Below are 9,185 nucleotides of genomic sequence, written 5' to 3'. Positions count from 1 at the left end.
CTGCTTTGTTATCCCCTATTTCTATTAAACCACTAATTGTTGATAATTTGTTTGCATGCTCATGGCGCATCACACGTAAATTATCAGTATATTGTTTTATTTGTGTTAATTCTGCCGTGAGTGAGTTGATGTCATTCTTTTGACGAAAACTAACAACCCACCCTATGAGTTCTGTACCATCAAATATAGCAACTCGGTTGGCAATGATCGTTTTCCCATTGATCGATACAATTTCATCTTTAATATTTTTTTCAAACGGTGTCTGAAAGAAAAATTGAGCATTAGTTACATACTCCAAAATGGAACGAGATTTCATATGTTTTGGATCACGCTCTGATCCCAGTAATTCTAACGCGCTACGGTTGATCGCTAAAATAGAACCTACTTTATCGATAGCAATCACTCCCTCATAAACGGACGATAAAATCGACTTTTGAAGATACAGTGCCAACGCAATTTCTGAAGGTTCCATGCCATTCATTTTCTTTTTTATGTGACTAGAGAAAAACCAAGCACCAATTAATGTCAAAAAGAATGTAAAGATGAGTTCATAAACCAGTGGTTGAAAATAAAAATTGACCCATTGCTCAAAGCGATTGAACAAATAGCCAACAGAAATAACACCAATTATTTCACCATCAAAATCGACGATTGGTGCTTTTCCACGAACACCATAACCTAAACTTCCCTCTTGAATGGAAACATAAGCCTCACCTCGTTCTAATACTCCTTCATTATCACCACCTTGCATTGGTTTTCCGATGCTCTTTTTAACGGGGTGAGATAAGCGTATGCCATCAGCATCACCAATCACAATAAAACTGGCATCAGAGATTTTATGCAACCGACTAATAACGTGGTCAATCGCGGCAATATTTTTAATCCGAACTTCTTGAATTAACTCAGGATCACTTGCAATCTCTTTAGCTTGAATAAGTGCTCTTGTTCCAACTTGATGCTCAAGCGTATTAATAAGGCCTTTATGAAAATTCATACTCACTAGAGAAAGTTGAACCATCATTAGGCAAAATATTAATATAAATACCCGATTTCTAAATGATAGACCATTTTTCACCCTTGCCACTATTTGCATAGAGTTAATGCTCATACTCGAAACTTTCCTTTGATTAAATTTCTTATTTAGCCTATTCATCGGATATTTTGCTTGGCAAAATAATAAAAAGGAAGATACCGTGATCTTCCTTTTAAAATTACATTTAGCCTCCGATCACATACTTGATCATTACTCCAGCCGCTACGGCCGAACCGATAACGCCAGCTACGTTTGGCCCCATCGCATGCATCAATAAAAAGTTTTGTGGATTGGCTTCTAGACCCAATTTATTACTGACTCGCGCTGCCATCGGCACTGCCGAAACTCCTGCAGAGCCAATAAGCGGGTTCACTTTTTCAGTGCAGATACGATTCATGGCTTTTGCCATCAACAGACCCGCCGCTGTACCCACACAGAACGCGACAATGCCCAACGCCAAAATACCTAAGGTCTGAGGTTGCAAGAACTTGTCTGCCATCAACTTCGAACCCACCGACAATCCAAGAAATATCGTAACGATGTTAATTAATGCATTTTGGGCAGTATCACTGAGCCGTTCCACCACCCCACACTCACGCATTAAGTTGCCAAAGCAAAACATCCCAAGTAATGGTGTGGCCGAAGGTAGCAACATCGCAATCAAAATAAGCAGCATTAACGGGAAGCAAACTTTTTCAACTTTACTAACGCTTCTAAGCTGAGTCATTTGAATTTTACGCTCTGCTTCTGTAGTCAGCGCACGCATAATTGGCGGTTGAATCATAGGAACCAACGCCATGTATGAATAAGCGGCAACAGCAATAGCACCCAGTAATTCTGGCGCTAGCATACTCGAAACATAAATCGCAGTAGGGCCATCAGCCCCCCCAATGATACCGATAGCCGCAGCCTGAGCCACACTAAAGTCCATCAGCCCCAATTGACTAAGACCTAACGCACCAAGAACGGTAGCGAAGATACCAAATTGAGCTGCGGCTCCTAGCAATAAGGTTTTGGGGTTCGCCAGTAGTGGGCCAAAATCCGTCATAGCCCCCACGCCCATGAAAATGACCAATGGGCCCACACCAGATGCAATCACCACGCTATAGAAGGTATACAACATACCATCGCTGTAATTGAACTGTTCAGCCAATAAATGTAAATTCATTTTTTGTAGCGGAGTCGCCATCTCAAGCGCGTGCTTCACTGAATCAGGAGCTGCTTCAGTGATATTAAGCACAGAGGCAAAAGCGCTCATAACATCGCTTTTCCCAGCGTAGATCGCCGCTTCTATTGGATTAACGGCTAGGTTTGCATCTGGCAAGTTTGCTAAAATTCCGCCGAAACCAATCGGTATTAGCAGTAAAGGTTCGAACTTCTTCACTATGGCCAAGTACAGCAGCAAAAGACCGATGATAATCATAACGGCTTGGCCTAACTGTAAATGGAAAAATCCGAAATCATTGATTAGCGCTAAAATACTGTCCATCATCGTTCCTTACGCTAACGCCATCAAAGCATCACCAACCTGCACGGAATCCCCTTCAGAGACACTCAACTTTTCAATGATGCCATCTCGGGCTGCGCGGATTTCCGTTTCCATTTTCATGGCTTCTAAAATCAGCAGCACTTGGCCTTCTTCGACTGCATCTCCTACCTTGGTGTGTATTTTCCAAATGTTGCCGGCAAGAGGGGCAGCCACTGTTTCAGCGTTACCTGAGGGAGCACTAGGAGATGCCGAAGCTGCCGCTGCTTTGGGGGAAATGTTGGACGCAGTTGCAAGAACCTGTGGATCACCGCCTTCGTTGATTTGAACAACGTAGCTTTGGTTATTAACACTCACGGTATAGACCGCTTGTTCTTCTTTGCAGGCTACAACGGGGGCTTTCACCTCAGCAATACAAGGCTTAGGCTCAAATGCAGCTGGATTCATTCTATTTTCTAAGAACTTCCAACCCACTTGGTCAAACAGTGCTATGGTTAGAACATCGTCAATCACCTCTTCAACTAAAGAGATATTTCTCTCTTTGGCCTGTGCTTGAACACTCAATGACAACATATTGATTTCTGGTTCAATTAAATCAGCAGGTCGACAAGTGATTGCCGTTGCACCTTGCAGCACTTTCGCTTGAAGTTCGGCATTCACTGGCGCTGGTGTCTGTCCGTATTCTCCTTTAAGAACACCAGCCGTTTCTTTGGTGATGGTTTTATAACGCTCACCCATCATCACATTGATCACCGCTTGCGTGCCTACGATTTGTGACGTTGGGGTAACCAGTGGAATAAAACCGAGATCTTCTCTTACGCGAGGGATCTCTTTCAGCACTTCGTCTATTTTATCAAGTGCATTTTGCTGTTTGAGTTGGCTTTCCATATTGGTCAACATGCCACCAGGTACTTGAGCCACTAAAATACGTGAATCGGCTCCTTTTAGCTGCCCTTCGAAAGCATGATATTTTTTGCGAATTTCACGGAAATAAGCGGCGATACTCTCTAATTTGTAGATGTCTAACCCGGTATCACGTCCTGTCCCTTTAAAGGCCGCAACTATGGATTCAGTACAAGGATGCCCATAAGTACCACTCATCGAAGAGATGGCAGTATCTACGCGATCCACTCCAGCCTCAATGGCCTTCAGTAATGTCATATCGGCAAGGCCCGCCGTTGAATGGCAGTGTAAATGAAGCTCTACATCAAGCTGTTTTTTCAGTATAGAAACCAATTCGCTGGCTTCATACGGCGTCATAACACCCGCCATATCTTTGATTGCGATGGATTGCACACCGCACTCTACTAATTGCTCCGCCACATCAACCCAAGATTGCATGGTGTGAACTGGGCTAGTGGTATAACAAATAGTGCCTTGAGCATGAGCTCCGTGCTTATTAACAGACTGAATGGCCTGTTTCATGTTGCGTACATCGTTTAGTGCATCAAACACACGAAATACGTCCATTCCGTTAACAACGGCACGCTCAACAAATTTATCAACGACATCATCAGCATAATGGCGATAGCCAAGGATGTTCTGCCCTCTAAATAGCATTTGTTGTTTGGTATTTGGCATCGCCTTTTTAAGCTCGCGCAACCGATGCCATGGGTCTTCCCCTAAAAAGCGGATGCATGAATCGAAGGTGGCTCCGCCCCACGTTTCCAAGGACCAGTAACCAATTTGGTCAAGTTCCGATGCGATGGGCAACATGTCATCAAGACGTAAGCGAGTAGCAAAAAGAGATTGATGCGCATCGCGCAAAACGACATCAGTGATGCCAAGTGGTTTATTGTTATTAGACATTAAAAATCCCCTATATTCGAATCATGATTAACTGAATTTTTTCTTATGGTGATGAAGGGCTGCAGAAATGGCAGCGAAAAGCGTATCTTCAGGTGCCGTGGTTTTATCTGACACGATAGGCTTGTTGATTAACACTGGTAAAAAATAGGATGAGAGACTGGTCAACACTCTAATTGCGCCCACCAGCAACAATAGGAAACAAAACACAAACCCCATGCCTAATGCCATTAGGGTAATGCCTTCATAAATAATTGGATCTTGGCTCATGATTATTCTAAAACCCACATTAAAATCGGTGAGATTAGTCTACTGAGCGAAGCTTATGGACTTCGTGAACTTCATCATTCAAATGACACCATTAAACAACTTAAATGGTGTTTATTTATTTAATTCATGCTGATATAAATACCGTTAAAACTCATCAAATTGATAACAAATAAATTACAGACAGCACACCTAAATAAGCAGGGAGCAAGCCCATAATTAAGCCCAATCAAATAGGAAAGTGACGAAATAGCAGATAATTGTAGCCAACTCTATAGTGGGCGAATGTCAGCAAGGAATAATTAACATCATTAAGGTCATTTAAAACTCAAGTGCTACGCGTGATTGTCCGTTAATTCAAATTTTGTTCGTCATTTAACCGTTATGGTTTAAATATGGGATAGACCAAAATGAGAAAACGCTATGCAAAGCAACCAATACAGCAACACCACAGACAATTTAACGAATCTACAGCAAAGGATTGAACGTCAATCTCAGCTCTTAAAACAATATCAATTTCCCCTGATCACGCTTACATTAAATTTACCTGTAGAGTTAGCCCAAAAAAGATACACCGAAGTGATATTTAATAGCGCACTTGACGCAATAAATGAAAAGATCAATGCACTTTGCTCACCGGTACTGTATAGGCAGATAATCCATTCCAACTTTGGTTTGGAAGCCTATTATATGACTCAGATTGCATCGGCTAACGTTGTAAAAAAAGCGATGATCGATATTGAACAGGCACACCCTTTAGGTGCGTTATTTAATATTGATGTAATGTGTCAGCAAGGGAAAACCATCTCTAGAAAATCTTGTAGTATGGCACCTCGGCAGTGCCTAATATGTGGTCAGCCAGTACAGAAATGTTCATCAACTCACCAACATACATTGGATGAGTTAGAAAAATGCATCGTTTCGTTATGTAATCAGGCTTACAGCTATAGTTAAAAACTATTCGCCAGTTAGACACTATTTACACGACACTCATTGCTACCCGATCCCATCGACGCAATGAGTACAATAAATAAAAGCGCCCTTGTATTGCGGCGCTTTTGCATTGGCATCAATCAATATTGTACTGCGATATTGCCCCTATCTTTCATCGCCATCGTTCTTCTCTTTACTTGGTAAACGGATGTATCAAGGCTAAATAACGGCTTCAAATAGTTAAGGGTCGTTTCTGGAACAAGTTGTGCAATCATATCCCACTGATTATCGAACAATAGATTTCTCACTAATGATGCTGAAATTGGCATATTGGCTTTTTCTGTCCGTGGAAGCTCAATCAAAGAGATCGGTGCACTGTCTAACGTCGGTGTAGTCAACCATTGCAGCATCTGCTGATTATAAAAACGTGTAACGGCGCAAATAGGTTCAGTTCCCACATACCGGCGTGTGATCCCCAATGCAGGTGCAATATAATTGCGAAATAATTGCAGATCGACTGCGGTATGGCAGTAGTTCGTTACCCCTTCATCTTTGAGAAAGTAACTAGGAAAAGTCGCGCGCGAAATAATATAGTCTGAACCTTCGTGGATAATGATATTTTTTAGATCTTTCACACCTGCGCGTATCATTGCTAAACGATCTTGATAAGAAAAAAAGGAGCGATCCTCTTTAACCACAAACAAATGGACCCAATCGCATTGTTGAGCGGCCTGTTCGACTAGATAACGATGTCCTTTCGTAAAAGGATTGGCATTCATCACAATACTTCCAATGTGATTGCCATGTTGCTTTAGCTTTGAGAGTTGGTGGCAATAGTCGGCAAGTCGGGATTTGCTGTTTTCTAGCAAAATGACGCGCCCTTTTACAGCAGTGAGCAAATAAAAACCCGCACTGTGAAACATCGCGTAATTTTCAGGTTTGGTGTAAATAAAAAGGTTGTAACGCCCAAAATCGTAAGCGAGCGTGACCAATTCACTTAATAATGTTGTCGATAGCCCTTGCCCTTGGTGCTTGGTGTCTACCGCAATGGACTTGAGTGTATTCCCTGCCAAACCGCCGCATCCAACAATAGATTGGTTATGGTAAGCGATGACAAAGAGTTCGACGTCCGCATCGACCCCGAGTACCATTTTTTGCAAGAATAGACTAACGGGCTCCATTCTTCTTGCATTGCTCTTTTTTATTCGTTCAAAACTGTATGACGTGAGCACAGGCCTTTCTCATTTAAAAATTCACCAACAAATTATCTTGTTTCTTCGACTGGCTAACGTTGAGTTTCATCATATCGGGCATTAATAATTAATTATTTAAATGGCGTTAATGAATTAATTCAGCCTTGTTGGACAATATAAAATTAATACTATTTAATTTTATATTAATGACAAAACCCTCCATCTATTCAGTGGAGGGTTTTATCTATTTACATCAATGCAACAATAACGTTCATCTCATTTAAAGCACTCGAAAATTATGCTGGCTGTGATGTTTGTTTTGTCTTTCTGTACATACCAAATAGTGGTAGTGCAATCGACAATACAGTAATAGCAATTAATACCTGTGATACGGTTGAGCCTGCAAAAATAGATAAATCTTGGTTTGAAATTCTAAACGCTTGGCGGAATGATTGCTCCATTGTGCCACCCACTATCACGGCAAGAATCATTGGCGCAGTGGGGATATTCACTCGCTTCATGATCACACCAGCTACACCCAAGATGATCAGAATGTAAAACTCAATCACTGAGCTACTGATCGCGTAACAACCGATAAATGCCAAACCTAATACAATTGGGTATAACACTTTAGGCGGAATGGCTAACACTCGTACGAGCAGACCTGCTAGCGGAATATTCACGATAGCCAGAATGATGTTCGCTACAAACATACTCGCAATCAGACCCCAAGCCACATCAGCATGCTGTACAAATAGCAATGGTCCAGGCTGAATACCCAACATCAGTAACGCACCCATCATGACGGCCGTCGTACCAGAACCTGGAACACCGAGCGACAACATCGGGATCATTGCACCAATCGATGCAGCGTTGTTAGCCGACTCTGGTGCTGCAAGGCCTTCAATTGCACCATGGCCAAACTCTTCACTGTGTTTTGAAAGCTGCTTTTCGTTGTTGTAGCACATTAACGAGGCCATAGTCCCACCCGCACCGGGCAAGGAACCGATGATGAAACCAATGGGAGCACTGCGAAGAATAGCCCATTTGGAACGTTTCCAGTCATCCCCTTCAATCCAAATGCGTTTGAATTTGGTTTGTGCTTTTTTCGTGCCTTTACTTAACGAACTGAAGCTCTTAAAGACTTCACCCATTGCGTAAATACCGATAATCACCACCAGAAAATCAATACCCGTTTGAAGGTGTAAATTACCAAATGTAAATCGTTCTGCTCCACTTTGCGCATCAATACCGACCGTTGCAATAGCAAGACCGATTACCATGGATAAGAAACCTTTCAACATATTGCCTTTCGACATGGATGCGGTCATGGACAACGCAGCCACCATCAACAAAAAGTATTCCGCAGGACCAAATTTAAGCGCGAATCCTGCAACAGGTTCAGCAAGTAGTGTCATTAAAATTGCGGCTATCGTACCGCCGATCAAAGAAGCAATCGCTGAAATCGCTAACGCGGATTCTGCTCTGCCCTTCATCGCCATCGGGTATCCATCGAAGGTTGCCGCCAAGGCGGCACCATCTCCGGGAGTATTGATCAAGATCGAGCTACGAGAACCACCAAACATCGCCCCAATGTAAACACCCGTCATCGTGATCAAGGCGGCCGTCGGTCCCATAGCAAACGTCATGGGAAGCAGAACAGCAACACCCGTTGCAGGGCCTAAGCCCGGAAGCATTCCCACCACAGTGCCCAATATGCCACCTAACGTGACGAGTAATAGATGGTAAGGTTGAAAAGCGATACCAAAACCATTCATTAAGTTAACAAAAATATCAGTCATAATTATTTGCCTTATTCCATAAACGGTAATGGTGGAAGACTAATGCTTAGTAACGTGCTGAACACAAAATACACGCAGACAGAAAACGCTAATGCAACCAAGATGCTTTGTTTCCATGCCTTTATTCCACTAGTGATCGTCAACATCGAAAACAAGAAGAAGAAGGTACTGATCACATAGCCAAGTGGGTCGAAAATCAGCGCGTAACCTACAGAAACAATGCAGGTATATAAAATTCTTTTACGATCAAACTTCTTCACTTCATCTTCATTAATCAAAGCAATGAAAGCCATGACAGAGGCTTTCATGTTACTTTTGGCCAGAAGAATGCAACCTACTATCAGAGCAAGCACTGCAATGCCCATTGGGAAATAAATAGGATCAAGTGGGTTGCCGAATGCAGCTCTTGGCATGGTATAAGTCATGCCACCATATATAAGGCCAAACCCGATGCTAAACAAACCTGTAAAAGCATCCCAGTTTGGACGAATCTTGTTATTTTCCATATGTAACCCTTTTGCGAGGAATGATTGAGAAACAATGCAATTGGAAAGAATTCGGGGACACGACAACACTCTGAGCCCCCAATATTTAAGATGAATTATTTTTTCTTAAATATTTCCGCTAGGATCTCTTTATATTGCTCATTCGTGGTTGCCAAAAAT

General features: G+C 42.3%; 8 protein-coding genes. 1 reads left to right on the top strand and 7 read right to left on the bottom strand.

From position 1 onward, the window contains the following. The 4 genes from AACU59_RS00970 to AACU59_RS00955 form a co-directional block, all read right to left on the bottom strand. Nucleotides 1–1,108 (bottom strand): sensor histidine kinase (locus tag AACU59_RS00970; protein ID WP_161437685.1); only part of this gene is annotated, 1,108 nt, incomplete at its 3' end. Between the two features lie 109 nt (nucleotides 1,109–1,217). Next, nucleotides 1,218–2,522, bottom strand: coding sequence for a sodium ion-translocating decarboxylase subunit beta (locus AACU59_RS00965; protein WP_094145779.1), 1,305 nt, complete (start codon nucleotides 2,520–2,522; stop codon nucleotides 1,218–1,220). Nucleotides 2,523–2,531: 9 nt separating this feature from the next. Further along, nucleotides 2,532–4,328: a sodium-extruding oxaloacetate decarboxylase subunit alpha gene (gene oadA, locus AACU59_RS00960; protein WP_161437684.1), complete on the bottom strand. Its 1,797-nt coding sequence runs from the start codon at nucleotides 4,326–4,328 to the stop codon at nucleotides 2,532–2,534. A 27-nt stretch (nucleotides 4,329–4,355) separates the two neighbouring features. Continuing rightward, nucleotides 4,356–4,595, bottom strand: coding sequence for an OadG family protein (locus AACU59_RS00955; RefSeq protein ID WP_161437683.1), 240 nt, complete (start codon nucleotides 4,593–4,595; stop codon nucleotides 4,356–4,358). 420 nt (nucleotides 4,596–5,015) lie between these two features. On the opposite strand from AACU59_RS00955, the gene citX reads away from it, so the two are divergent. Beyond that, nucleotides 5,016–5,546, top strand: a complete 531-nt coding sequence (citX, locus tag AACU59_RS00950) for a citrate lyase holo-[acyl-carrier protein] synthase (protein WP_094145551.1) — start codon at nucleotides 5,016–5,018, stop codon at nucleotides 5,544–5,546. Between the two features lie 119 nt (nucleotides 5,547–5,665). Here citX and citC read toward each other — a convergent pair whose 3' ends face one another. The 3 genes from citC to AACU59_RS00935 form a co-directional block, all read right to left on the bottom strand. Next, nucleotides 5,666–6,757 carry a [citrate (pro-3S)-lyase] ligase gene (citC, locus tag AACU59_RS00945; RefSeq protein ID WP_094145550.1) on the bottom strand — a complete coding sequence of 364 codons (1,092 nt, stop codon included), beginning with the start codon at nucleotides 6,755–6,757 and terminating at the stop codon, nucleotides 5,666–5,668. A 257-nt stretch (nucleotides 6,758–7,014) separates the two neighbouring features. Beyond that, nucleotides 7,015–8,520: a tripartite tricarboxylate transporter permease gene (locus tag AACU59_RS00940; RefSeq protein ID WP_013856991.1), complete on the bottom strand. Its 1,506-nt coding sequence runs from the start codon at nucleotides 8,518–8,520 to the stop codon at nucleotides 7,015–7,017. Nucleotides 8,521–8,531: 11 nt separating this feature from the next. Further along, the gene (locus tag AACU59_RS00935) at nucleotides 8,532–9,026 is read right to left on the bottom strand and encodes a tripartite tricarboxylate transporter TctB family protein (protein WP_094145681.1); all 495 of its coding nucleotides are present in this window, start codon (nucleotides 9,024–9,026) and stop codon (nucleotides 8,532–8,534) included. Between the last annotated feature and the right edge of the window lie 159 nt (nucleotides 9,027–9,185).

The sequence above is a fragment of the Vibrio sp. V23_P3S9T160 genome (genome assembly GCF_963886625.1).
Classification (GTDB): domain Bacteria; phylum Pseudomonadota; class Gammaproteobacteria; order Enterobacterales; family Vibrionaceae; genus Vibrio; species Vibrio anguillarum.
Note: the sequence above shows the minus strand (reverse complement) of the source record. Positions and strands in the feature narration are given on the sequence as shown.